The organism is Pseudomonas sp. WS 5412, from assembly GCF_012985615.1.
In the GTDB taxonomy this organism is placed as follows: Bacteria; Pseudomonadota; Gammaproteobacteria; order Pseudomonadales; family Pseudomonadaceae; genus Aquipseudomonas; species Aquipseudomonas shahriarae.
Genome location: NZ_JAARMB010000006.1, coordinates 219,780 through 246,224 on the forward strand (window position 1 = coordinate 219,780; position 26,445 = coordinate 246,224).

At 60.2% G+C, this 26,445-nt stretch carries 15 protein-coding genes; 7 read left to right on the forward strand and 8 right to left on the reverse strand.

Annotated features, from left to right (window positions below; all coding sequences use genetic code 11):
• Window positions 1–59: 59 nt before the first annotated feature.
• The 6 genes from HBR94_RS11145 to HBR94_RS11170 all read right to left on the reverse strand — a co-directional run bounded on the left by HBR94_RS11145 (window position 60) and on the right by HBR94_RS11170 (window position 15,228).
• Complete coding sequence (locus HBR94_RS11145; protein ID WP_170044783.1) at window positions 60–2,633, reverse strand: autotransporter outer membrane beta-barrel domain-containing protein; 2,574 nt, start codon at window positions 2,631–2,633, stop codon at window positions 60–62.
• Between the two features lie 62 nt (window positions 2,634–2,695).
• Entirely contained in the window at window positions 2,696–3,262 is a 567-nt protein-coding gene (locus HBR94_RS11150) for a hypothetical protein (RefSeq protein WP_169960008.1), read from the reverse strand.
• Window positions 3,263–3,308: 46 nt separating this feature from the next.
• Complete coding sequence (locus tag HBR94_RS11155; RefSeq protein WP_170044784.1) at window positions 3,309–3,590, reverse strand: hypothetical protein; 282 nt, start codon at window positions 3,588–3,590, stop codon at window positions 3,309–3,311.
• Complete coding sequence (locus HBR94_RS11160) at window positions 3,587–4,453, reverse strand: PoNe immunity protein domain-containing protein (protein ID WP_170044785.1); 867 nt, start codon at window positions 4,451–4,453, stop codon at window positions 3,587–3,589. The genes HBR94_RS11155 and HBR94_RS11160 overlap by 4 nt, the downstream gene beginning before the upstream one ends.
• The gene (locus HBR94_RS11165; RefSeq protein ID WP_170044786.1) at window positions 4,450–13,479 is read right to left on the reverse strand and encodes a hemagglutinin repeat-containing protein; all 9,030 of its coding nucleotides are present in this window, start codon (window positions 13,477–13,479) and stop codon (window positions 4,450–4,452) included. Before HBR94_RS11165 ends, HBR94_RS11160 begins: the two co-directional genes overlap by 4 nt.
• 30 nt (window positions 13,480–13,509) lie before the next feature.
• Complete coding sequence (locus HBR94_RS11170) at window positions 13,510–15,228, reverse strand: ShlB/FhaC/HecB family hemolysin secretion/activation protein (protein ID WP_170044787.1); 1,719 nt, start codon at window positions 15,226–15,228, stop codon at window positions 13,510–13,512.
• A gap of 681 nt (window positions 15,229–15,909) precedes the next feature.
• Between HBR94_RS11170 and HBR94_RS11175 the strand changes: the two genes are divergently transcribed.
• The 7 genes from HBR94_RS11175 (at window position 15,910) to HBR94_RS11205 (ending at window position 21,976) form a co-directional block, all read left to right on the forward strand.
• Entirely contained in the window at window positions 15,910–16,650 is a 741-nt protein-coding gene (locus HBR94_RS11175; RefSeq protein ID WP_222932002.1) for an SDR family NAD(P)-dependent oxidoreductase, read from the forward strand.
• A 4-nt stretch (window positions 16,651–16,654) separates the two neighbouring features.
• Window positions 16,655–17,854, forward strand: coding sequence for a hypothetical protein (locus HBR94_RS11180; protein ID WP_169990441.1), 1,200 nt, complete (start codon window positions 16,655–16,657; stop codon window positions 17,852–17,854).
• Window positions 17,855–18,066: 212 nt separating this feature from the next.
• Window positions 18,067–19,092, forward strand: a complete 1,026-nt coding sequence (locus HBR94_RS11185) for a fatty acid desaturase (RefSeq protein WP_170044789.1) — start codon at window positions 18,067–18,069, stop codon at window positions 19,090–19,092.
• Between the two features lie 2 nt (window positions 19,093–19,094).
• The gene (locus HBR94_RS11190; protein WP_057957953.1) at window positions 19,095–19,718 is read left to right on the forward strand and encodes a 2OG-Fe(II) oxygenase; all 624 of its coding nucleotides are present in this window, start codon (window positions 19,095–19,097) and stop codon (window positions 19,716–19,718) included.
• Window positions 19,719–19,780: 62 nt separating this feature from the next.
• Window positions 19,781–20,680, forward strand: a complete 900-nt coding sequence (locus HBR94_RS11195; RefSeq protein ID WP_170044790.1) for a DMT family transporter — start codon at window positions 19,781–19,783, stop codon at window positions 20,678–20,680.
• Window positions 20,681–20,793: 113 nt separating this feature from the next.
• Window positions 20,794–21,573 (forward strand): class I SAM-dependent methyltransferase, encoded by a 780-nt coding sequence (locus tag HBR94_RS11200; RefSeq protein WP_169990439.1) that lies wholly within the window; start codon window positions 20,794–20,796, stop codon window positions 21,571–21,573.
• 94 nt (window positions 21,574–21,667) lie between these two features.
• Window positions 21,668–21,976: a hypothetical protein gene (locus HBR94_RS11205; protein WP_147283315.1), complete on the forward strand. Its 309-nt coding sequence runs from the start codon at window positions 21,668–21,670 to the stop codon at window positions 21,974–21,976.
• A gap of 3 nt (window positions 21,977–21,979) precedes the next feature.
• Here the strand turns inward: HBR94_RS11205 and HBR94_RS11210 are convergent, their stop codons facing one another.
• Both HBR94_RS11210 and HBR94_RS11215 read right to left on the reverse strand, forming a co-directional pair.
• Entirely contained in the window at window positions 21,980–23,413 is a 1,434-nt protein-coding gene (locus tag HBR94_RS11210; RefSeq protein ID WP_115127121.1) for a PLP-dependent aminotransferase family protein, read from the reverse strand.
• A gap of 412 nt (window positions 23,414–23,825) precedes the next feature.
• Window positions 23,826–26,408, reverse strand: a complete 2,583-nt coding sequence (locus tag HBR94_RS11215) for an autotransporter outer membrane beta-barrel domain-containing protein (protein ID WP_170044791.1) — start codon at window positions 26,406–26,408, stop codon at window positions 23,826–23,828.
• Between the last annotated feature and the right edge of the window lie 37 nt (window positions 26,409–26,445).

The window sequence follows — 26,445 nt, forward strand, 5'->3', positions numbered from 1 at the left end:
AGGCTTGTGTGGGAGCAGGCTTGCCAGTTCCCACACAAGCTCGCTCCTACCAGGACGGTTTAGAACGCGTAACGGGCCTTGAGCATGACGCCATCGGCATCAAACCCACTGCGAGCCTGGCGGGTGTAGCTGGCGCCGACGCTGAACGCCGAGACCTGGTAGTTCACACCCACGCTGGCTTCATAGCTGTCACGCGCCACCGAAGCGCCGGTCACGCTGAACGTCGAACCGTCGTTCACAAAGCTGGAAGTCTGCGCCACGCGATCCCCCATCAGGTCGTGATAGGCCATCAAGGTCGCTTCCGGTTGCAGGGTGCCAGCACCCAGCGCCAGGTTGCCTGCCACACGCAGGCCGGCGCCCAGCTCACCGACCTCATAACGTTGGGAACCGGTGTTCAGGGCTGCCGAAGAGCCCTTCTCATGCAGGCTGTCCATGTGCACGCTGGAGTAACGCGCGGCGACACGCGGTTCGATCAGCACACTGTCCGACGCTTTGAAGCTGTAGCCGCCGATCACGCTGGCCGACAACGCCTGGCTGTCGTAGCTGCCCTTGGCCGTGGTGCCGGCGATGTGGCGCTTGCTGTCGTTGTCGTTGACGCCGTAGCTCAGGCTGCCATCGACAAACCAGTTCTGCAGCGACCAGTTGCCATACAGCGACAGCGCGTTGCCCTGCACTTCAGTCTTGTTGCCCAGGTCCGAATGGATATTGGAGTTGAGGTAGCTGTACGCCACGCCCACGCGGGTGCTGTCGTTCAAGCGACCGTCCACGCCGACTGCCACACCACTGCTGTTGGCCGAGTAACCGTTATCGCCACCGCGACCGTCCTGGTCCATGTTGCTGCTCAGGCCTTGCACCCACACGCCGCCACGCTCGCTACCATCGCGCTGGCCGGCCAGGCGGTTGAGGATCGTGCCGTTGATCACGGTCTGCCCGGACAAGGCCACGTCCAGCGCGCCACGGTTTACGTCAGGTTTGAGCTGTTCGCCAATCTGCGCCAGTTGCTGGGCGCTGCTGGCGTTGGCCACGGCCTGGAACACTGCGTCGTCCTGGCTCAGTTGCCCCAGCACTTCGTTTTTCAGCAGGTTCACGGCGGTGACTGCCGAGGTGCTGGCGCCCACGCCGCCGAGGTCGGTTTGCACCTGCTCGTCTGGCTTCAAGCCCACCACGGCCTTGACCGTCTGCGCATCGGCCGAGTAGCTGAGCACATCGAGCAACGACGAGCTGCTGGCGACCGTCAGGCCGTTGTTTTGCACGCTGCTGGCTTGCAGTAGGGTGTATTCGGTGCCGCTGGGCGCTGCGGTGAAATCACCGGGCTTGGCGCTCAAGGTCACGTTGGAGCCCTGGGCGAAGTTCGCGGCACCGCTGACCGTGAGGTAAGGCGTGGTCGGTACGACGCTATTGGACAGGCGCATATCAACCCCAGCGCCGCTGGCTACATTCAGGTCGCCAGTGATGGTGGTGCCGGCGCCGGACAGGTTCAACGAACCCGCGTTGACCGATACCGGGCCGCCAATGCGCGCGCCGGTAAAATCGGCCTGGCCGTTGATGTTCACAGCCGTGACACCGAGCACATCACCGACGATTTTGCCGCCGCTCCAGTTCAGGCTCGCCAGGTTGGCCGCGTCGATGGCGGTGCCGGAGTTGCTGCGGATTTCCCCGGCTTGCTGGTTGATCGCGAACGGCGTCAACTGGTACTTCGGGTTGACCTTGATCGCCGTCGCGTCGGCGCTGATCACGCCACGGTTGATCAGGCCGCGCTCACCGCTCGGCGAGGTGGTGTTAAAGGTCGCGCCTTGCACGTTGAAGGCCATGGCGTTGCTGCCGCTGGCTTCGATGGTGCCGGTGTTGAGCAGGTAATCGTAGGTGCCCGCATCGAGCTGCACGGCAATCGCCTGCCCGCCGTTGACGGAAACCAGGCCGCTGTTTTCGATACGCAGGGGGTTGGTATCGGTTTCGATCTCGATCCCCAGGGCCTCTTCACCGGTAACGCGGAGGGTCCCGGAATTGAGCAGCTTGCCACCGATGGTCACCGGCAGGTTGTTGTGGGTATCGAGGATCAGGCCATAGCCGTAGTAGGACGTGACATCCACCACACCGCTGTTGACCACGTCGCCCGCCACGGTGGTGCCGTTGAGGTAGATACCCTCGGCGTCGGATTCATCGCCGGAACCGGGGACTTCGACCAGGGTGATGTTGCCCGAGTTGATGATGCTGCCGCCCACGTTGCTGGCACCGACTTCAAAACCTTCGGCCCAAATGGTGTTGCTCAGGTGAATATTGCCGGCCTGGATGATATCGCCGGTGATGTTGCTGCCGGTGGTGGTGAGCATTTGATCCAGCGCCCCATCGACGATCAGGCCACGGATGGCTCGGCCGCTGGCATCCAGGGTGAGGTTGGCGTCGTTGCGCAGCGTGCCCTGGATATTCGTCAGGGCAATATTCACACCATCGGCACTGGGCTGGGTCGACACCACGTTGCGCGTGCCCACCAGGGTCACAGGCTCGTTGAACGTCTGGGAGGCCCATACGTTGTTCTGCCCGGTGCTGACGTCAAATTCCACCGCGCTGACTTGTGCGGCAACTGCGCTGACCATCATGGCCAACAGGGTTTTCTGGAACTGCTTGCGCTTCATTTGAAACTCCATTTACTACGGACAACACCGCCAATGTGCCCGGCGGTTGTAGGGTGCATGATTCAGGACGCGGGGACGGGGATGCGCTGCGCAGGGTCGGTGATGTCATAGGCATGCTGCTCACAGCCGGCGCCGACAATCACGAATTCCACTAGGTAAACCTTTTGCTTTTGCGGTTTGAACGCCGAGGTCATCGGGCCGCAGGCGTAGACCGTTTTTTCGGCGTAGCTGTAGTAGTTCGAGTCATACACTCGCGACTCGCCCAACACCTCGATCGTCTGCCCCGGATCGGCCAGTACTTCCAACTGCGGGAAGCGTTTGACGGCAGCGCTGTTGGCCACCTCGCTCATCTTGGCGATCCAGCCAAACACCTTGCCCCGACCAGAATCCACCACCGTGCCGAGGATCTCCGGCCGCTGATCGGCATCGCCGCCACGGCGCACGGAGAACTGCACGGGGTAAGTAAAGCCGGTGGCGCGCATGATCACTTTGGCGTGTTCGGCGTCCGCCACGACTTTGTTCTGCTGCAACTGCACGCCATCTTTCAACAGGCTGGGCGACGAGTCGCGGGCAGTGGAGTGGCAGCCCGCAAGGGCCAGGGCCGCGAGGATAAAGGCAACTTTTTTCATAAAGGGTCTTCCGTGGCAATAAAGGGCTGGGGTTGCCCTGCAAGAGTCAAAAACTCAAAAAGAACACGCCCCCATATAAAAACAAGGCAAAGCCGGCCAAGGCCGCGCGCCACTCCGGGTCGGCGTCCTTGCTCATGCCACCCGGTGCTATGGCCACCCGGGCGCCACGCGCATAGTTGTAAACCGCCTGGCCAAACCACAGCTGCACTAACACCATGGTCAAAAAACGCTTCCAACTGCCATCAAATCGCAAGAAGCCGCTCAACAACGCAGCCAGTACCAAAGCCACGCCAATGCCATGCCGGTACTGGTACAAGTGACGGCTCATTCATCCGAGCGCCCAAACAACCGCGCCAGCCAGCCGGCCTTTTCTACGCGGGCAGGAGCTGGTGCGGGGATAACGGCTTCAGTGGGGTGGAGCAAGTCGGCAGGGTAATGTTCATGCCCGATACAAGCGCTGTCATCCAGCCCGAACGCCTTGACAGCGGCAACCGCCTCAAAGCACCAGCGGCCGAAGTAGCCTTCCATCTCAAGGGGGTGTTTTACCGGGTCACCATAAACGTACCACCAGGGTTGCTGTTTACCGCGCCGGTTCAACTCCGGGTACCAATGCTCTACGAACGCCAGCAACAGCAAGGCCTGTTGTTCCTGGGGTGCGTCGATTGCCTTGAGCAATCTTGAGTAAGGCTTGGCGTGCAGTAGCTGCTCCCCAATCACCCGCCCGGGCTCGCGGGCGGCGATGATTCGATCCAGCAGAACGTCCTGCCCACCTTCGCCGATCAAGGCAACCAGTCGACGCCACTGGTCGTCGGGAATCTGCAGCGCCAGCGCCAGGCTCACCAACCAGAAACACCAGATGTAGTGGCTGAGATCCGTCAGCTCGAAAGTCCAGTCTCGGCAAACCTGAAGATTGTTTTGTGCACAGACTTCGTGGGCAGCACTATTGGACATCTCCCAGGCGTCCAGCAGGAGCGGGAAACAGGTCGCGATCTCTACGACATTGCGCCCTTGGGAATAGGCTCTGATGCCTGAGGTCAAACTATCCTTGGCAACGTCGAACGCAAATTGCGGCCTATAGACGGGGTTGGCTGAGGGCTCCGCCAACAGCTTACGGGCCCGCTCAATCCACTGCTGGTCCTTTGACTCACGCCCCTCCCAATACTGCTTATCTCCCAGCGGTGCACGAATCATGGAAGAACCCCATTCAGATTTTTGGAAGGTAGTATTCTAGAGGTGTCTACCGGTTTGACCTTACCAAGCGCATCCAACACCTCAATTTCTGTCGAGCCATCCGGCCGCGATCTGACGACCCATGTTTCGGTACGGTTCATTTCGATGGCAGCCCGAACATCCCGGCTCTGCTCCCTGCCCACTGCACGGATCAGACGATCACCGCCCAGCGTCCAGGCTGTGGAGCCTTGCTTGCCATCCAGCGTATTGCCCAGCCCCGAAGATCCGGACTTTTTGTCGGCGCTGACAAACTTGTATTCGATAACGACAAAGTCGACATCCGGGCGGCTGACCTTGTAAAGATCATCAACCCCCGTCTCACCCAAACCCGGTACCCGTGCCAATTTCTGTCCGTCTGGCACGATTTGCTTAACGGAACGCTCGCCAAACAAGTCGCCCATGACCCCTTTCTGTTCCCGGGTCAACACGCTCAGATCCATCAGCGGTTTGCCATCAGGGCCAAAGATACCGCCACTTTTGAGCAGTGCCTGCTCGGCCGCTTCGTTGATGATGCCGGTGAAGCGTTTGCCCACAGCCCCGGCCAGCTCGCCGGTCAGGCGGGTAGTGGTCGCGCCAGCACTACCGACACCCGCGCCGCCCAGGCCGAGGCCCACGCCGGTAGAGGTGGCGATCATCTCGTTCTGGCGCAGCACGTCGGCGCCATAGCCCTGCATGATATGCAGGGTGTCCAGATAGCCCTTGAGCCTCAGCTCTTCGGGCAAGCTCTGCACCGCCTCTACCGCCGCGATAAATTGCCGACCGCCACAGCTTGGGCAATTGACGGTACTCATCGCCCAAAGCGCCGTCTTGGAACCGAAACTGGCCAGATCCTCTACGGCATTGGCAATACCCTCGGCACTGCCCTGGCCCTTGGCATTGAGAATTTCGGCCATGTTTTTCGGGTCGTGCAGGTACTTGTAGGGGTCGACCAGTTCGATGTACTTGACCAGGTTCTCAACCGAGTTCCGGTCTTTCATCAGGCGCGACAGGCCCAACCGCTCATTGTTGTAATCGGCCAGGCTGACCTGGAACAGGTCAGCGCTTTTGGACTGCGAAAGCTCGCTGCGCAGGAAACTGGCGGCAGTCGTGGTGTTGCCATCCTCTGCACCCAACACGGTATTCCAGCCGCGATCGACCATCGCCGCAGCGGTGCGCAGCAACTCAATGCGCGCCTGCTGCTCGGTGATGCCTTGCTCGGCGGCGTAGCGATCGACGCGCTCTTTGTCGGAGGCGAACTTGATCTCGTCCGGGTGCAACTGACGGTTGTACCGATCCACGCTGGCCGCAGTGCCACCGGCCACAATGGCGCCGCCGGTGCCATGCCCGGAACCGACCGCCGTACCCACGCCGGAGGCAATCAGGGTAGCCACGGCCTTACGGTCGGCCTCTTTCATGCCACTGTCTTCCAGCGCTTGCAGAATCGAGGGCATCAGCGCCGCCGAGGCGCCTGCACCCAGCGCGCCGCTCTGCACATTGCCGCTGGAAAGCCCCAGGGCAGCCCCCGCCAATGCGTGCAACATAACGCGCGCTGCGCCGCCTTCGGCCCAGGCGGCCTTGGTCGCACTGTCGATGTCTTTGCGGTTTTTCTGCTCGTCGGCAAAACTCCCGATTTTATTGAAGATATCGCTGGCCGATGTATTGGCCACGATCCCCACCGCCGTGCCGCCGGTAGCGCCGCCCAGCCCGGCCGCAATCAGCCCGGACGCAATGTCAGCCATCAGTTTCTTGTCGCCACCCACCTGCCAGCGCAGCGCCTCGGCATTCGCCGCCTCGTACGCCTGGGCCGCAGCCCCCGCCGTTGGCGAGCCCGCGCTGGCCTGGTCTTTTGCCTCTTGCCCAAGCTTCTTGGCTTCATCCGCCTTGGCTTTGGCCACCGTACTGATCACACCGCTGGCCAATTGCGCCGAGCTTTGGATCAAGTCGATGCGCTCTTGCATGGCCTTTTCATCTGGGCGCTCGAGCTTCTGGTTGGCATTGGCGGTGTCGCGGTTCAGCCCCACTAGGTCATTGGCGCCCTCAGGGTTGCGGACCACAATCGTGCCGTCGCTGACCGCACTGCGAGTGTGGCTGCGCTCGTCTTCCTTGAGCGCCACCGGAATGCTGCCACCCGGCGAGGTGCCGCCGCTGCTGCTGAACGAAGCGGAGAGCCCCGCCGACTGGCTCTGGATCTCGCTGGTGTTCTTGATATCGCTGACGATCAAGCGATCGGTGCTCAAGCGGTTCTTCACCGCCGCCGCTTCGCTGGCAATCACCCCGCCCTGCAAGGTGGTGGTCTTGCCGACATTGATGTCGTAGCCCCCGGTGCCCGCAAACAGGCCGGTCTGGTCGGTCACGGCCTTGTAGTCGCTGTTCATCTTGGCGGCGGCAATGCTGGCTGAACCAGCCACGGTGGAGCCGTAGCAGAACGGCGGGATGCAGATACTCGCGCCAAAGCCTGCGCTGCTCTGCTTGCTGCGCGACGATTCGCTGTCCTGGCGCGAGAGGATATTGAGGTTGCCGCCGATGTCGGCCTGGATGCGGTCAGCGCGCACCTGGGCGCCGGCGAGGGTGGTGTCGCCACCGCTTTTGAGCAGCAGCGAGCCGGTGTCCAGGGTGGTATTGACCTGGGTTACCGAGTTGCCATTGCCGTTGTTTTTCGCGCCCTGGGCGCCGAGGTCGAGGGTGAAGCCGTTCTGCTCGCCGATGTTGAAGCTGGCGCCAATTGCAGTCTTGTTGGTCGAGCCATCGTTCTTGCGGTCGACGGTGTCCTGGGCGCTTTGCAGCAACACGTTGTTCTTGGCCAGCAACAAGGTGTTGGCGGCTTTCAGGCTGCTGCCGGTGATCTCGATATTGCCCTGGGTGCCGGGCGCTTCGCCGGTGGCGACAATCGACAGATCCTGCCCGGCATTGAGCGTGCTCTGGCGCGCCGTCAGGCTGTTGTACTCGCTGCTGGCCTTGCTGCGGGTGTTGGCCAGTTCGGTGCCAATCTTGATCAACGAACCGTTGCTGGGTGAGCCGCCCTGCTTGTTCTTGAAGCCGGCGCTCTGGCCGTTGGCGTCCGAGGCCTGGCCACCCAGGTTATAGGCCGCCAGGGCGGCCTGGGCGATTTTCACCGCCTTGAGGCGCGGGTCATCGGCGTTCTTCGCCGCCTCGGTGGCATCGTGAATGCTGCGCGCGGTGTCGATCACCGCACCGCCAATCACCCGGCCCACGGCCAGGCTTTTGGAGCTGTCTTCGGTGGTTTGCCGCGCGGTTTCAGCACCAGCGGTGATGGTCACGTTGGCGCCACTGAGGTCCATGTTCTTGGTGCTCACCAGATCACTGGCGACCACGTTCAATTCACGCCCGGCAATCAACGCAACGTTGCCTTCGCTGGAGCCGATGGTGCTGCCGGTCAGGGTGGTTTCCTGGGCGGTGCCGTTGTGTTTGCTGCTGCTGATGGACAGGTGCTGATTGCCGGTGATGTCGTCCAGGCCCAGCTTATTGCCGGTCAACACGCCGGTCAGGTCGCGGTTCTTTTCCTTGTGCATGTCGGTGCGCGAAAAGGTGTTCTGCGCCGCATCAATCGTCAGGTCACGCCCGGCCTGCACGGCCAGGTCGCCGGTGCTGACCAGCGCCGAGCCGGTCACTGTCGCATCCTGCCCCGCCACCACGCTGACCGTCTCGCCCGAGACCATGCTGCCCACGGCCACGGTGCGCTTCTCGTCGACCTTGTCCTGGACCTTGCTCGACTTCAGCCCGCCCCAACTGCTTTTGCTTTCCTTGCGCTCATGCCGGGCACTTTCGGCATCAGTCACCGCGACAATTTGCACATCCTTGCCCGCCACCAGTTTTGCCGCGCCTTTGTCGGCGGCCACGGTGCTACCCGCCAGCAGCAGGTTTTCACCGGCTACCAGGGTGCTGTTGCCGCCAGAGCTGACACTGCTGCCAACGTTGTTGACGGTGTCGGTCTCGTCGAGACGGAATTTTTTCCCCGAGGAGCTTTTCTTGGTCTTGCTGTAGAAGCTGTAGTCCTGATCCTCGGCGGCCCGCAGGGCCAGATTCTTGCCGGCCACCAGGTACGCTTCATTGCCGGCGCTGACGTTACTGGCGAGCAGCAGTAAATCTTCGCCCGCATTCAAGCTCACGTTGCCACCGGCCTTGAGCACGCTGGAAACCTGGCTTACGTGGTCCTCGATGCTCTTGACCTTTTTCGAGTTGTACGCCGAATGCTGCTCGTTGGCCGCCGCCGCCAGGGTCACATTGCGCACGCCGCCGACGCTCAGGTCGCGCTTGGCTTCGATCTGGCTGCCCACCGCGCTCACATCCCGCCCGGCGACCACATGGAAGTCACGCCCGGCTTCAACCACCGAGCCTTGCTGGGTGATGATCTCGTGACGCGAACGGCTGCCAATGGCGCCGCTGTCCAGGGTTTGTGCCGCGACGATATTGACGTCGCGCACCGCCTGGGCGGTGGTGTCGCCGCCGCTCTTGAGCGCGCCGCCCACACTGTTGATATCGCGCCCGGCCTGCATCGCCAGAGTGCTGGCCGACTCGATACGCGCAGCGCTGTCGATAAAATCGCTGCGCTCGATGCGGTAGTCGCTGGCGCTCTGGTGCGTGGTGACGCTGCGCTCATTGAGCAGGTCGGCACCGGCCACCAGGTTGACCTGCTGCCCGGCGATGATGCCGCCGGCACGGTTGTTGAGGTTCTTGCCGGTCAGCAGGTCGAGGCGGTTGCCAGCCTCCATCAACCCGCTGTTGTGCAAATCACCGCCAATATTGGCGCCCAGGTTGCTGGTAGCGCGCAGTGTGCCGACGTTGTTGAGGTTGGCGCCGGTCATCAGGTTCAGGTCGCTGCCGGAAATCAGCGCGCCATTGGGTGCCAGGCGGTTGCTGGCCTGGGCCAGGTAAAGCACCGGCACCAACACGTCTTGACCGGCAACGGTGGCGTTTTCCAGCCACACGATATCGTGGGTCAGGGCCGCCACTTGTTCGGCGGTGAGGCTCACTCCCACGGCCAGGTTCAGTTGCTGGCGAACGCCGATGGCATTGTCCATCAGATACTTGAACACACCGGCGTCGCTGGTCTGGCCGTCGATAAAGCGCTGGCCGGTGCGGGCAAGTACGGCTTGCTGGATCAGGCGCTGCTCGTAGAACCCATCGCCCAGGCGCTTCTGGCTGGCGTCGGGGTCGTAGCCCAGCTTGGCCAGCATGTAATCCGAGCCCAGGAACTCAGCCATATTGGTCAGCTGCGAGTTGGTCTCGATCAGGTACTTGTGCGGGTTGGCGGCAAACTGGCTGTTGGGCAGGCCCTGTACACCACTGCCGTCGCTGAAGTGAAACAGGCCGTTCTGCCCGGTGGGCAAGCTGAAGCCCGGCAGGCCCAGCGGGTTGACTTGTTGCTGGGCGACATCCGGTGGCAATTGCCCGTTGAGCTTCACCTGGGTGGAGAAGCCAGGGGCGTTGGTGTCGGTCTTGGCGCCGCTGCCGACGTAGGTGTAGCCGCCGCGCACCACGCTGTTGTCGATGCCGGCCTGGGCCTGGATATTCACCGCGCCGCCGGCCTGGATCACCGCAGCGTAGCGCTGGTCCGGAGCCGCCAGTTGGGTGGTTTTGGTCTCGCCCCATTGGCGCTCCATCGCGCCGATGAAGAACGCCATGGCCGCTTCCAGGCCTCCCAGGTTATTAGGGTTGTAGGCCGCGCCACCGATGGAATAACGCTGGGTAAATTGCGCGGCGGTCTGGTTGTAGCCCGACGGATCACGGGTACGCTCGGAAGAAAATACGCGCTCGGTCAGGGTGTCGTGGGTTTCCAGGCCGAGGTTGGTCAACTGGTTGACCCGCGCCGTCAGGCTGCCGGCTGCAGCGATGCTACTGCTGCTGTTGAGCACATCGCCGCCGACCAGCAGCAGGTTGGCGCCGGAGGTAATGCTGGAGGCCGCGCTGGCGTCGGTGACCCTCAGGCGCTCCCGCTGGGCAATCAGGAACGGACGGTTTTCCTTGCCGCCTTCGCAGTCACCGCCGTTGACGTTTTCAATGCACTGCACCGGGCTGATCGAGGCGCTGTAGATCCCCGACTCGCTGGTCAGGACCGTGCGGATATTCTGGATGGCGCCTGCGGCCAGGCTCAGGTTGCCGTCACTCTGAATGCTCGACGAGCTGTTGATAATGCTAGTGGCGAACGCGCCCTTGCCATCACGGTCGATACTCAAGTTGCCCATGGCATAGATATCGGCAGCGAGGTTTTTCAGGCGATCGACCCGCAGGCTCATATCGCCGCCGCTGAACAGCAGGCCATTCTGGTTAAGCAGGCTGCCAGTGGTCAGGGTCATGGTGCGACCGCTGCCCAGGGTGCCGAGGTTGTTCAGCGCGGCGCTGGCCAGGCTGAAGTCCGTGGCGGCGGTCAGGCGCCCCGTGTTGTTGAGGGTGCCGCCCAGGGTCAGGTCGAGGCTGCCGTTACTGGCAATCACGCCCTGGGTGGACCAGTTCTGGCCGGTGCCCTTGATGCGGTTGGCCGCGAGCAATTGGCCGCTGGTGGTTTGCTCGAGGGTGTCGACATTGACCGTGAGGTTGCCGGCCTGGATCAGGCTGCTGTTGGTCCAGTTGGTTTTGTCCAGGCTCAGGTCGCCCTGGGTCACCAGGCTGCCGCCGACGTTATCGAGGTTGATGCCGGCAATATCGAACACGCCGGTGCCGACATGCAGCACGCTGCCGCCCTGGTTCTGGAAGGTGCCGGCGGCCAGGCTCAAGTCGGCATTGGCCGCTTCCAGCTTGCCGCCGCTGTTATCCAAGGTACCGCCAATCGCCAGGCGGCTTTTGCCCGTGCTCCCCAGGGCGCGCAATTGCCCGCCCTGGTTGTTCAGGCTGGCGGCGGCGATGTCCAGGGTGCTGGCGCTTTCGATCAGGCCACGGTTGTTGAGGGCGCCCAGCAGGCTGAGGTCGACTTGCTGACCGGCGATCTGCCCGGCGTTATCGACGCTGCCGCCACTGAGGCGCACGCGCTGGCCGGCGAATACACCGCCGTTGCCGTTGTTGAAAACACCGGCGTTGATCAGCGCATCACCCGCCTTGGCCGAGAGCTTGCCCCCGGCGTTGCTCAGGCTGCCGACGGTGAGGTTCAGGCCGGCGTTTTCGCTGTGGATCAGGCCATCGTTGTCGTTTTGCACCAGGCCGCTGGCGTTCAGGGTCAGCCCAGCGTTTGCCGCCAGGGTGCCGCTGTTGCGGTTGTCCAGGCTGGCCGCCAATACCGTCAGCAAGGTTTGGCTGGTGAGTTTGCCGCCCTGGTTGTCGAGCGCGGCGACACGCTCGATCGACAGCGGGCCGGCGCTGGCCAGCTTGCCGTTGCGGTTGATCAGGTCGGCCAGCAGGTCGAGGGTCAGCGCGCCGTTGCCGGTGAGGCTGCCGGCGCTGTTGTCCAGGCTGTTGCCGCGCAGGGTGAATGCGGCGGCGCTGTCGATGGCGCCGCCCTGGCTGTTGTTGAGCGCGCCGCTGAGGGTCAGGGTTTGCGCTCCGGCGCTGGAGATCACGCCTTTGTTGCTGTTATCGAGGTTGTCGCCGGTGACGCTGAGGGTGTCGTGGCTGACCACCGCGCCACCCTGGTTATTGACCTGCGCGACGTTGGCCTGCAACGCGCCGTCGCTGATGATTTCGCCCTGACTGTTATGCAGCGCAGCGGCAGTCAACTGGGTGCTGCCGCTGGTCAGCAGGCGGCCTTTGTTGCGGTTATCCACAGTGCTGGCGGTGATGTCCAGGGCCTTTCTGGCACTGATGACGCCGCCCTGGTTATCCACGGTCTGGCTGGCCTTGACGGTGGCGGTACGGCTGGCAACCACACTGGCGTTATTGCGAATATCGCGGGCGTCGAGGCTGACGTCGCCGGTGGTGGTGCGGGTGTTATCGGGATTCACGCCGGCTTCGATGATGCCGTTGTTGGTCAACTGCCCGCCGCTGCTCAGGCGCACCGTGTCGCGGGCGGCGAGGCTTTTCTGGGTGTTCAGGTCGCCGCTGGTTTTCACCGTCAGGGCGGTGCCGGCGTAGGCCGGACCCTGGGCGTCGAGGCTTGCCGCCTTGACGTCAATCGCGCCACTGGCCGCCGCTTGCGCCATGCTCAGGTGCCCATTGGCATCGAGTTGGATATCGCCCGCGCTGGCCGCCAACGTGCCGTCCAGTTTCACCCCGACACCGGCCTCGGTGCCCACCAGCTTGATCGCGCCGGCATACATGCCGCCCAGGGCCGAGGAGTCAATCGCCAACTCCGGCTTGGCGCTGCCATCGTCGGCGCGCGCGGTGGCATTCAAGGTCTGTGCATTGACGTCGTTGCGCCCGGCAATCACGGTCAGGTTGCGGGCATTGATCTGCGCGTTGATCTTGGCCGTGCGGGTGATGATTTCGAAGCGGTCGACATTGCTCGCGTTCAAGCCCTGGCCATCGATGGTCACCGCACCACCATCGACCTGGTAGCGGTCCAGGCGGCCGTTATCGAGGATCGGTTTGCCGGTGGTCAGGGTCACGTTGGGCGTATTGATAAAGCCGCAGCCGTTGCAGGTCACGCCATAGGGGTTGGCGACGATAACCTTGGCCGATTGGCCCGCCACCTCGGTGTAGCCGCGCAGTTGGCTGGGGCTGCCGCCGTTGACTTCATTGAGGATGACATTCGCCGAGCCACCCTTGAGGTTGGGGTTGCCGACGATAATCCCGCCCAGTTGGGTGGACTGCAACGGGCCGCCGGCGTTGTTGAGGATCACGCCATTGGGGCCGACGTTGTAGTCCTTGAAGTGGTTGTGGGACAGGCCGCTGCCATTGGGCGTGGCGATGTTCACCACCGGCACCCCATTGCCCGCCGCGCCCACCGTCGTGCCGGGGCCGCTGACCACAATGCCGTCGGCCTGGGCCAGCAGCGGCTGCCAGAACAGCGCGTTGGCCAGGATCAGCACCAGGCCGCGCTTGGGCAGGCCGCAGAACGCGTCACGACGCTTCAAGGCAGCAGAAGGCAGGCGGGCGAGGAAGGCAAACTGGCGGACGTCCATGTCAAATTCTCGATGCGGCTAGGCGTTGAATTACAGGTAGAAATCCATCCGGAAGTAGATCGGCGCTTCGCGCTCGCTCATCACTGCCGGACGTTCCAAAGAATGGGCAAAGGTCACGCTGGTGCTGACATTCTTGCCACGGGCGAACAGCTCCACGGAGTTGCTGGAAACCCGGCCGTGGACAGTGTCGTTGTAGCGGTCATTGCGGATCACGCCCTGGTCGTAACCCAGGCTCACGCCGTACTCGCCGAAGGCCGGGCGCAACCAATCCACCAGCACCGGCCGCGACCAGCGCAGGTCGTTGCGCCAGTAGCCGCCGCTGTCACCGTTGAGTTGCTGGTCCTTGAAGCCGCGCACCGAGGACGAGCCACCCAGGCTCATGCGCTGCGGGCTGAACAGTATGTCTTCGCTGCGTTGGCCGGTGGCCAGGCTGGTGAAACTGAACGACTCGCCCCACAAGGTGAACGGCTGCAGGTAGCTGACGGTGGCGGTGTATTTGCGGTAGCGCGAATTGGGCTGACGACTGCCAAACTCGCCGCGTTCGTCCTGGGACTGGGCATCGAGCAGGCCAATGCCATTCTGCATGCCCAAATCCATGTTGACGAAGGCACTGCCGACCCGCCGACCGTGGTTGATGCCGACCTGCATTTCACTCAGGCGAGTGCTGCTGTCCAGGCGGGTGGTGAACACATAGTTATTGGTGCGCAGGTGAGCCAGGCCGACGTTGACCGAGGTCTTGCTCACGTCATCACGATGCACCACGCGCTCGGCGCGCAGTTGGTGGTTCTGGCTGTCACCCGATTGCTTGAAGCTGAACGTATCGGCCTGGCCCAACGCGCGGTAATCGCTCTCGCTGTAGGTGTAGCTGAAGTTCCACCAGCCCCATGGCACGTTGTAATAGAACATGCCGTTTTTCGAAGTTTTCTGGTGATCGCTGATCGCGTCATGGCCGCCGCGCAACACCAACTGGTCCGCCAGGCCCAGGGGGCTGTCCCACTCAAGGCCGGCGCCCCACTGCTGCTCGCCAGTGCTTTTTTGCCCGTCGTTATTGCGCGACAAGCTGGCGCGCCAGGGCTTTTGCGGATTGTTTTTTACCAGCACCGAACTGCCACCAACGGCTTCGCCGGGGGCCAGTTCCATTTGTGCCTGGTTGGAGGGCAAACGGTTGAGCTGATCGATGGCCTGCTCGATTTCCCGCAGGTTGAGCAGGTCGCCGTTTTGGCCGGGGAAGGCCATGGCCAACTCGCGCGCCGAGAGCTTGCTGTCGGCGGCGCTATTCAAGCCTTCGAGCTTGCCTTCGACCACCAACACTTGCAGATGCCCTTTGGACAAATCCTGCTGCGGCAAGTAGGCACGGCTAGTGACCATGCCCTTGTCGATGTAGTGATCGGTGACGGCCTTGAGCAGTTTATTGAGCTGGGAAACGCCCAGGCACTGGTCGATGTAAGGCTTGATCAAGCGCTCACGCTCGGTGGCGGACAGGCTGTCGGCGCCCTTGAGCTCAATGGTCTTGATCGGGAAGCAACGGTTATCCACCGGGGCGGTGGGCGCTGTGGGTTTGACTTCCTTGCCGGGCAATTCCTTGAGGTCTTCGAGGCGCCGGCGCTGCTCTTCGAGCAGGCGGTTTTGCCGCTCGCGGATCAGGTCCTGATCGCCAGGCGAAGTCGCGGCCACTGCGCTGTTTGACCCACAGAGGGCGAACAGGGCAATACACAGGGAATACCGAATCCGTGGCAATAACGAAGGCATTTTCGATCCATCGAGTAACAAGGGGCGGCAAACTAACATCGAACTTCCACCCAGCCAAAACTCCCGGCTAGTTGAAGCTAAAAATTAAATCACCCGTAAGCTGCTGATTAATAACGATAAAAACTATCAGCAACAATTAAATGCTTGTATTCGGAATTTTTATTCCGACAAGCGGTATCAGTTTTGATACAGCTTTCGGCACAACTTGAAAGTTGCCACTAGTTAGCCATCAATGCTGTGCCGAGATGGGTTAGTAGCCAAATAAGCGGAAAAGTTCGCGGCTATTGTGTGAATTGGATCCCATTTCTGACGACAGGCATCGCAGCCCCCTGACACCACCTCCTCCTGTGAGAGCTGGCTTGCCAGCGATAACGGCCGTTACAGCGCCGCCGACTGTCAGTTGCCCAGCGTCATCGCTAACGACCACCGCCGGGTCGGCTCCTAGAGGGTCGCGCACGGGAATGGCATCACAGATCTGCCTTCGCGGCTGTGCCGCCCTCACGAACGCCAAAAATAGCCCCCTTCAACTGTCATGGTCGCAGCACCAGACAGTTTGCTGCCCCCCCTCATCGCCGTACCGGTACATCGCCTGGGATGCTTTCTAATCTGCGGGAGCTCACTAGGCACCGACGCGTCTGCTCTCCAGTTATCCATAAAAACCACAATCAAAAGGGGCTTCAATTGAACAGTGACGTGACGGTTGTCGTAACTGGGGTGACATCTGGCATTGGGCTGGCATGTGCCAGAAAGTTGATCGCGCAGGGCAACAAGGTCGTCGGCATCGGGCGTCGTACCGAACGGCTATCTGCAATAGCCGATGAGCTGCGCGAAAACTTCTATCCGTTGACCAATGATGTTCGGGACAGTGCACAGCTCAAGACTTGCTTGAAAGGCCTTCCTGCCGAATTTGCAGACATTAGTAAACTTATCAACTGTGCAGGTTTGATCCAGGGCCAGGGCACACTGTTGGATGTCTCGGACGAGCATGTATCAACCATGTTGGATACCAACATTAACGGCTTGATCAATGTCACGCGGGCCGTATTGCCAGCACTTATAAAAAGTGGCTGCGGGCATGTGATCAACCTGACTTCGATCGGTGCTCATTATCACTATAAAGGCGGCCACGTTTATGCCGCTTCCAAAGCATTTGTCGATCACTTTGGCCGATGCCTGCGTACGGAATTGGTCGGTACCAAAGTACGCCTGACCAACATCGCGCCCGGCAAAACCCGCTCGGAGTTTGCCCTGGTTCAATGTGCAGGCGACCAGTCCCTGGCTGACCGGGCGTATAGCTCCCTGACGCCACTTGAGCCAATGGATGTTGCAAATTCTGTTCTTTGGGCCCTGCAGCAGCCGCAACACGTCAACATCAACAGTATTGAACTAATGCCTGCCGACCAGGAACTTTCGTACCGGTGAACCTATGAGCCAATCTCTCGCGCACTATTACGTCAGAAACAAACTTACGCATAAACTTATCAGCAAGCGTGTGTTGTCGCCGATATCGCTTTCTCAAATGCCGCCATCCGACTTGGTCAAGGCACTTTGCATCGAAGAAGAAGTTACAAAACTGTCGGCCGTATATGCACAGTTTCAACATTCGGATGATGTGGTTACGGGGCTTCCTCGCTACATGCCCTTTTATCGTTTTATCCAGTCAAAGTTTCCTGGCTTCCAGTGGGAAGTGCGCACACATCAAAACAAGAAAACGCTGGTTCTGAACAAGCCGTATATCAATCAAAGCCGCCCGTCGCTGTTGAACTTGCTGCTCTGTGCAGTAAACGACAACACCGCGACGACGCCAGCCTTGAAAGTACGTTATCCGGCCATGCGAGCGCTGCCAGATGCTCTGGTGGTGGACCTGGAGCAGGCGTTTAAACGGCTGTCATTCGCCCAATCGGCGCCTCACTTTATCGCGCGTTTCGCCGAGACCCTGGCCAAGGGGCTTGCCGGAGAAATCGTCACGCTGGTTTCCCCCGTATGCCCTGATTATGGCTACGAGAACAAAAACGGGCGACTTCGCTACACCTTCGATTATTTGGGCGAAGGCATCGGGCTGGTGGCCGGACGTGTAGTCAAGACCCTGCCCGACTTACAGGCAGTGTTGCAAAAACACGGCATTGAGACACGCATCGCCATCGCAGCCGGGGATTTTGAAGGGTTCGACGAGCGTACGTTGAGCCGCCTCAAGGAAACACGCGAAGGTTTCGCCCACAAACTGCGAGTCAGCCAGCAGAAAATCCTCGACCGCCTGGGGCGGGACACCGAGACGATCATGATCGCCGAGGCGGCGGGTGGGGAGGACATCTGGAACGCGCTGACAGCGCAGGCCCAGCAACGCCTGGCAATCGGGGATAACGGTTGCATCGTCGACAACGATCTGGACTACGCCGCGATCTTGAATGCGAGGCTGGCGCTCTATCAGGCCTGGCATCAGCAGCGCAGTAATGAAGAGTTGATGCAGGTGCTATATGCCCAGGGGGCAGAGTACGCCGCGATTGGCAAAGTGTTTGCCCAGCAGTGGACCAACCCCATAGTAATCGGCGCCGATCACAATCGCATGCAGCCATTCTATTGGCTGTACAGCACCATCCCCGTCCTCTACTTGACCAGGGTCTACTGATGAGTCCGGGGCAAGGTGCACGTCACCGCACTCACTACTGTCAGTACGGGCCACGGGGCGATGTTCGAGCGGCCTATGCCCACCTGCCCTTTCAGGGGCTCTGGACGTGGCTGACCGGTAAGGGTCAGGCGCGGACAGCGCAGGTGTTGCAGCGTGAAATGGAGAGGACCGGGGAACGCTACCTAGTGGTTCATCTGTGCTTTACATGGGCCGTGATAATCGCCTTGGTGATGCTCGGCCAGGCCGTTCTGCAGGGCGCTTTTCAACCCGCTACTGCGGTGCTGCTGGTACTGATGGCCTGGGTCTTGATGGTCAATCGCCTGCGTAGCCTGCAAGCCACCTTTCACTACCTTACCCACGGTGCCGTACTCAAGGACAAGACACGGGCGCAGCGCTACGCCAGGTTATTTCTGACCACACCGCTGCTCTATCAGGACTGGGACACCTACAACCAGAGCCATGTGCGCGAGCACCACAACATCCGCGTGCTGTGTTCTGACGAGGACCCCGACCAACGCTTTATCCGGGCGCAAGGGTTCTACCCGGGAATGCCTGAAACAGCGTACTGGTTGCGAGTGTGCTGCACCCCGTTTCGCCCTGCTTATCTGCTGCGTCAATGGCGGGAGACATGGCTTGACTGCTTCGTGCGTCTTGACCGCCGCGCAGCGCTGTTTCGCTGGTGCTTCTGGGGGGTGGTGCTGGTGCTTTTGTGGGCGACGGGCGGGTTACCTGCTTTCGCATTGATGTACGTGATTCCTCGCGCCGTGCTGTTTGAACACTCCATGTGGCTGCAATTGTTTACCGAGCACCTTTGGTTTTATCAACGGGACGCCCGGCGCAGCGAAAAAGACCACTACGGCCGCCTGACCTGGGGTCGCTACCAGGGCCGCAAACCGCCGGAGCGCGGCATCATCGCCCATCTGATCTGGGGTTTGCAGTGCGTGTGCCTGGACATCCCCGTGCGGATGTATGTGTACCCGCAAGACTTGCCGAACCATGACGCGCATCACCGCCGCCCCAACGTGCACTTCCGGCACATCGCCAACTATCGCGCCAGTCTCGAGCAACAACCCTCGCCCTATGGCCCGTTCCTGGAAGTCTGGGGGTTCATGGCCGGGCTGTATCTGATTCGCGACCACTTGTGCCGAGGTGTGCAGGAGCCTTTCGGCCCTCTCGAAACCACTGTCTCGGACACTCATAACTGCCCGTTCTCCACTTCCACCTCTCAAGGAGCCTGACCATGCAAGAGACGATTCAAGCAGCCAATCAACAGTTGCACACCGACGCCTACGCACGCCTCAAGGCTTCACAACTGTTCTCAGATGAAGATATCGACTACTTGGAGACCGCGTGCCAGGTCATCCCCAAAACCATCATTAAAATCGGCGATGTGGGCGAAGAAAACTTTTTGGCGGTTGGGCGCTTCATGGAAGACCAAAAAGGCCAGTTGCCCGTCTATCGGAACACACCGTATGGCGAACGGGTGGTGGAAATTCTCTCGTCAGGTAAAAGCCGTGAGTTTTTCAACGGCATCATGGAGGGAGAGTGTTTTATCCGCCGTTGCCAATCCAACCTGCTGGAGGCTGGCAACTATATCGGTAAGCACATTGATACCTACAGCAACCTGGAATATCGCTACTCGGTGGTCATTCAGTTCGGCAGGCAATACGAAGGCGGTGAGTTCTTTATCGAGCATGAAGGCCAGGAGTCGCAGTTTAAAACCGGCTACGCCGATGTGCTGATCAATCGCTGCGAAATCCCCCATGGGGTACGCAAGGTACAAAGTGGCACACGTTCATCGTTGGTATTTTTCCTGAGTACCAGCCCCCTGGATAAACCCAACCTTAATAACAAACAGATCTGACCGGCCTGCGCATCCACCCGCATGGGCGGATGCACCACCGGCGAAACCAAAGGAAACGTCCCATGACGCAAACCAATATCGCCAGCTTTCAAGAATCAAAAAACCAGGACTTGCAAGCCTACTTCCTAGGGCTCATTTCGGTCGCAGCTTTCGCGATGACCCTACCGGCGGCCAAGATACTCGCGGGCGATCTAAGCGCCCTGCAAGTCGGTTTTTTCCGGTCGGTGCTGGCAGCGTTTGCGGCAATTCCATTTCTGATTCTCGGCCGAGCCAAGCTGCCCACTCGATCGCAAATCAAACGAATGCTGCTGACATCCACCGGGATCGTTTACGGCTTTCCAATCCTTACCGCCCTTGGCATGCAATACCTTCCCGTGAGCCATGGCGGCGTGGTGCTCGCGGCGCTGCCACTGTCTACGGCTATCTTCGGCACGCTGATCACAGGTACCCGCCCCTCCAAAATGTTCTGGGTGGTGTCGAGCCTGGGTTTCCTGGTGGTCATGACCTATACCGTGATCAACTCGAATGTCTCGGATATCTACATCGGTGACTTGGCACTACTGGGTGCCGTCATGCTGGCCGGCTTTGGCTACGCCCAAGGCGGCGCGCTGTCCAAGGAACTGCCGGGCTGGCAGGTCATGTGCTGGACCCTGGTCATCAGCCTGCCTGTGTTACTTCCGGTCAGCCTCTGGCTGTATGACGGCGAAGCTATTGCCAACCTGCCTGGCCAAGGGGTAGCAGCCCTGCTCTTCCTGGCGCTGGTCAACTCGCTGCTGGGCTTCTTTTCATGGAACCGTGCACTGGCACTGGGGGGCATCCAACGTATTAGCCAGTTGCAGTTGCTACAGCCGTTCTTCACGTTTGCCTTTTCGATCTGGCTGATGGGTGAGCTCTGGAACTGGTTGACCCCGGCCGCATGCGTCGTGGTAATCGTGCTGGTCTGGTTGTCCAAGCGCATCTGAACCGGAGCGTGCGCCGGGCAACCGGCGCGCCCTTTTTCACCTCGCCCAAGGTGATGCTTAGAGGGGCTTGCAGCCCGACAGCCACATCACCTCCCCTAAACGGAGACCTCCCGATGACTGCCTCAAGCTTTTTCCGACCCTTTTTCGAGTTGCAGGAAAGGAACGCCCTGCCTTATGAAACCAACACGTGTTCGCAGATTCACCGGGCCAACGGTGCGATCGAGTTGCTGGCAATCAAAACGGGGGAGCGGGTGCTGGATATCGGCTGCGGTGATGGCTATTGGAGTGAACAACTCGCTCGCCAGGGTGCGGAGGTGGTGGGGTTCGACTCCAGCCCCGAGAAGGTGAACGCCGCACGCTCGCGCAACCTTGAGGTGAAACTGGGCAATGCCGAAGAGCTCTACTTCCACCAGGAATTCGATGCGGTATTCAGCCATGCCGCCCTGCATTGGATGCGTCATGCTGATCAAGTAGCCCGTGGCGCCTTTATGGCACTCAAACCCGGCGGGCGGTTTGTGGGTGAGTTTGCCGGTGCGAAAAATGCCCTGTTGATCCGGCGGGCCATCCATGAGGCCCTGGAACGCAGGTCCGTCGATGCGCAGGACATTGACCCTTGGTATTTGCCCTCCGCCCATGAGTACCAACAGGTGTTGGAGCAGGTGGGGTTCCACGTCACGTTCATCAGTTGGTTCGAGCGCCCAATGGTGCTGGATTACCCCGTCAGCGAATGGATAAAAACCTATGGCAGCCCCTATTTGGCCGCTTTACCGGTAGACGCACACGCGCAGTTTCTGGAGGAGGTCACGGAGGAACTGGCCAGCGACCTGCTGGACTCCAGCGGACATTGGACGGTGGACTACACACGGCTGCGCTTCAGGGCTGAAAAAAAATGACCCACGCAGTCTGATCTAACCGAGTGCGGCTGATGTCATCCATCAGCAGGCGCCAAGAACACTCCCAGCCGTAAACGGGGTTAACGCTATGCCCATGAAAACCAACGGACTGGCCCTGAAGTCGTTTTACGCAGACGCTCAGGTCTGGTCCGGCCAGGACGGGAAACCGTTGTACTGGATCGACAACATCAGCTTGGCTGTCAATGGATTGGAAATCGCTGAGGATTCATCCATCCAAATGCTCCACGACGATGATGACGTGCAGATCCTTACCGGCAACATCTACTCTTATGAAGACCTGGGAGAGGTAGCAACCCTGGCGGAGTACTTCAAACGCTGGCAACGAAACCTCGACCCGGCGCAACACTCACCGCACGATGCCGGGTCACGCATCAAGCCTTGAGGGTCAGGCGTCTTGTTCAGTCTTGCCTGTGAGCTCAGTTTCACAGTCCAGTTGGGCATCGATGAAGTGCTTGAACCGGATATCGTTGCAATGACTGACGTTCAAGCGAATGTACTGATCATAATCGTGCGTGTTACTGAACAGTGATCCAGGCGCCAGGAAAATGCGGGCATCGTGTGCCCGCTCAATCAGGCGGCGTAGATCCACGTGCTGAGGAAACCGCGCCCACAAAAACACCCCCTGCGCACTGGCATCGTCAAACACCACCCCCTTGTTCCCCAACCACTCCCGCGCCCGGACACGCTCCTGCGTCACCCGCTGGCGCAAACCATCCAAATGGTGTCGATAGCGGCCGGACTCCAGGGTGTAGGTCACGATCGTCTCGTCCAGTGATGAACCGCACAACAAGTTGTACATTTTCTGTTCGATCAGCCCCTCGACAAACTTCGCCGGCGCCACCACATACCCAAGGCGCAATGCCGGGCTAAGTACCTTGCTGAATCCGCTGATATAGAAGGTGCGGTTCCATTCATCCAGGCTGCTCAAGCGCAGGGTTTGCCGGGCACATAACGAACCGAAGATATCGTCCTCGACAATATGAAAGTCATACTTCTGCGCCAACGAAAGAATCTTGAAGCCCTTGGCCGGCGAGGTATTGCCCCCGGTAGGGTTGTGGATCAGGGTCTGGGTAAGAAACAGTTTTGGTCGATACTGGATCAACATGGCTTCCATGGCCTCCAAGTCCGGGCCATCTGCCATGCGGGGGACGGTGATGATGTTGAAATCCCGGTCTTTGATCAGCCGCAACTGCAGCAGCAGGTAACTTGGATCCTCGACCAACAGGTAATCACCAGGCTCAAGCATGACACTGCGAATCAGCGAGAACGCATGGGTAGCCCCCACAGTCACCACAATCTGGCTGCTGGAGGCATTGATCTGAATTTCCCGCAGCTGTCGCGCAATCACCGAACGCAACTCCTGCTTGCCCGCAGCAGGCGCCGGGGCACTACAAGACAGCGTGCTGCGAATCAGCCGGCCGGTCACTGACGCCGGAACGGCGTCCGCCAACCAGGCAGGTGGAAAATACCCTGAACTGACAGGAATATCGTATTGGGAAGGATCCAGCGCCCGATAAAGAAAACCCGCGTGCAAACTGGATGGCGCAATGATCTTGTCCAGATCCTTGGAAACGTCCGGAGCAGTGGGCGCAAGAATGTAGTAACCCGCACCAGGCCGGGACTCGATGACCTGTTGGGCAACGAGATCCTCGTAGGCACTGCTCACCGTAAAAATACTCACGCCCAACTGTTTGGAAAGTGCCCTGACTGACGGCAAACGGCTACCTTGCACCCATTGAAAAGATTCGATGCGGCGGATGATTTCGCTGCGAATCTGGTCCACCAACAGTACTTTGCTGCCGCGATCTATCTCGAACATCTCAATCCTTTATAGAAATAATCGCCATTGGTGGTAACTGGCCATCGTAAAGACTGTGAGCAACAGCCTCCCTGACAGCACATGCCTGCCCAGCAAATTCTTGGGGCCTTTTAAAGTGGAGTTTTCACCAAATGCACAGAGCTGGCAAATTGTCACAACCTGCTCTCGTTGTGTCAGGTGACGCACCCGCCTTTTTTGATGAAAGAAGAAGCAAATAGGGGGCCAGACAATCAGTAGCGGTTGAATCGTGGTTTAAGCCTGTTTTCCCCAACGGCTGGAAAACCTGGCCTTACGCAATGGCTACGATTTGATTGGGCGACGGTTGAGTCTGCAAAGCACATAAAACGAGCAATAAAAAAGGGCCAGACCCCGATTAAAAATTCAATCGTGGTCTGGCCCCCGGTTTTTCTACTTAAAACGCGTACCGCGCCTTAACCATCACCCCATCGGCATCAAACCCGCTGCGAGCCTGGCGGGTGTAGCTGGCGCCGACGCTGAACGCCGAGACCTGGTAGTTCACGCCCACGCTGGCCTCATAGCTGTCACGCGCTACCGATGCGCCGGTCACGCTGAACGTCGAACCACCGTTCACAAAACTGGAAGTCTGCGCCACGCGATCACCCATCAGGTCGTGATAGGCCATCAAGGTCGCTTCCGGTTGCAGGGTGCCAGCACCCAGCGCCAGGTTGCCTGCCACACGCAGGCCGGCGCCCAGCTCACCGACTTCGTAACGTTGGGAACCGGTGTTCAGCGCCGCCGAAGAGCCCTTCTCATGCAGGCTGTCCATGTGCACGCTGGAGTAACGCGCGGCGACACGCGGTTCGATCAGCACACTGTCCGACGCTTTGAAGCTGTAGCCGCCGATCACGCTGGCCGACAACGCCTGGCTGTCGTAGCTGCCCTTGGCCGTGGTACCGGCGATGTGGCGCTTGCTGTCGTTGTCGTTGACGCCGTAGCTCAGGCTGCCATCGACAAACCAGTTCTGCAGCGACCAGTTGCCATACAGCGACAGCGCGTTGCCCTGCACTTCAGTCTTGTTGCCCAGGTCCGAGTGGATGTTGGAGTTGAGGTAGCTGTACGCCACGCCCACGCGGGTGCTGTCGTTCAAACGCCCGTCCACGCCGACGGCCACGCCGCTGCTGTTGGCCGAGTAACCGTTATCGCCACCGCGACCGTCCTGGTCCATGTTGCTGCTCAAGCCTTGCACCCACACACCGCCGCGTTCGCTGCCATCGCGCTGGCCGGCCAGGCGGTTGAGGATCGCGCCGTTGATCACGGTCTGCCCGGACAAGGCCACGTCCAGCGCACCACGGTTTACGTCAGGTTTGAGCTGTTCGCCAATCTGCGCCAGTTGCTGGGCGCTGCCGGCGTTGGCCACGGCCTGGAACACCGGATCACTCTCATCCAGTTGCCCAAGCACGTCATTTTTCACTTCGTTAACGGCAGTGATAACCGGCTCAGTGGCGCCGACATTGGTCAGCTCCTCTTGCACCTGCTGATTACTCTTCAAGCCCACCACGGCCTTGACCGTCTGCGCATCGGCCGAGTAGCTGAGCACATCGAGCAACGACGAGCTGCTGGCGACCGTCAGGCCGTTGTTCTGCACGCTGCTGGCTTGCAGCAAGGTGTATTCGGTGCCGCTGGGGGCTGCGGTGAAATCACCGGGCTTGGCGCTCAAGGTCACGTTGGAGCCCTGGGCGAAGTTCGCAGCGCCGCTGACCGTGAGGTAAGGCGTGGTCGGTACGACGCTATTGGACAGGCGCATATCAACCCCAGCGCCGCTGGCTACATTCAGGTCGCCAGTGATAGTGGTGCCGGCGCCGGACAGGTTCAACGAACCCGCGTTGACCGATACCGGGCTGCCAATGCGCGCGCCGGTAAAGTCGGCCTGGCCGTTGATGTTCACAGCCGTGACACCGAGCACATCACCGACGATTTTGCCGCCGCTCCAGTTCAGGCTCGCCAGGTTGGCCGCGTCGATGGCGGTGCCAGAGTTGCTGCGGATTTCGCCGGCTTGCTGGTTGATTTCGAAGGGGGAGGTTTGCTCGTCGATATCTGCATAAATGGCTACGCCATCGGCACTGATGGTGCCTCGGTTGACGATGCCGCGAGAGCCGGGCGCACTGTTCTGAGCGAAAGTTGCTCCGTGGAAGTCAAAAGCATCAGCCTTTTCGCCTTTTGCTTCGATCGTGCCGGTATTGAGGATGTAATCGACAGTGCCGTCATGAAACACCACGCCAGCGGAAGCAGCGCCGTTCGCGGAAATCAGGCCACTGTTTTCGATCCTCAAGGGAGATGTGGAGGTTTCCACCTCGAAAGCCCAGGAGTCGTCGCCCGTCACAGACAACGTACCGGAGTTGAGAATCTTGCCACCTATGCTGATCGGGAAGACGCCGCCTCGGTCAAGCAGCATAGCAAGCGAGTTGACGCCCATCATCCGTATCACGCCAGTGTTGGAAACATCCCCCGCCACCGTGGTGCCATGCAACCGGATGCCATCGCGAAAAGTCCAGGGATTGGATACTGGGGCCGTGGATTGAATGGTCCCGGAGTTGATCACGCTCCCGCCAATATTAGTAGCGCCGATCTCAAAGGCTTGAAACGCCCCGTTACTCTGGGTGATGTCGGCTGCCTGGATAACATCCCCCGTGATGGTGCTACTTCCTGGATTAGCGGTCAGTTGCAGAGATGGGTCCACGGCGAACCCGTGAATGTCGAGCCCTTGACCATCCAAATTAATATTTGCACGATTGATCAACGAGCCCTGAATGCTCGTATCAGCGACACTCACCCCCATCCAATTGCTAATGCCTCGGCTAGCGGTCACATTCGTGGGTTGAGTCACCGTTCCGGTGAAGGTCAGTGATTCACTAAACTTCTCACCGCTCCAGGTGCTCTTGCCTTGGCCAAGATCCACTTCAACGGCCAGCACTTGAGTGCTGATTGCCCCAACGATTAAAGCCAGCAGGCTTTTTTTAAACGGCTTTGGCTTCATGTAAAACTCCATGTATGACTGGGGCTCCGCTCACGAT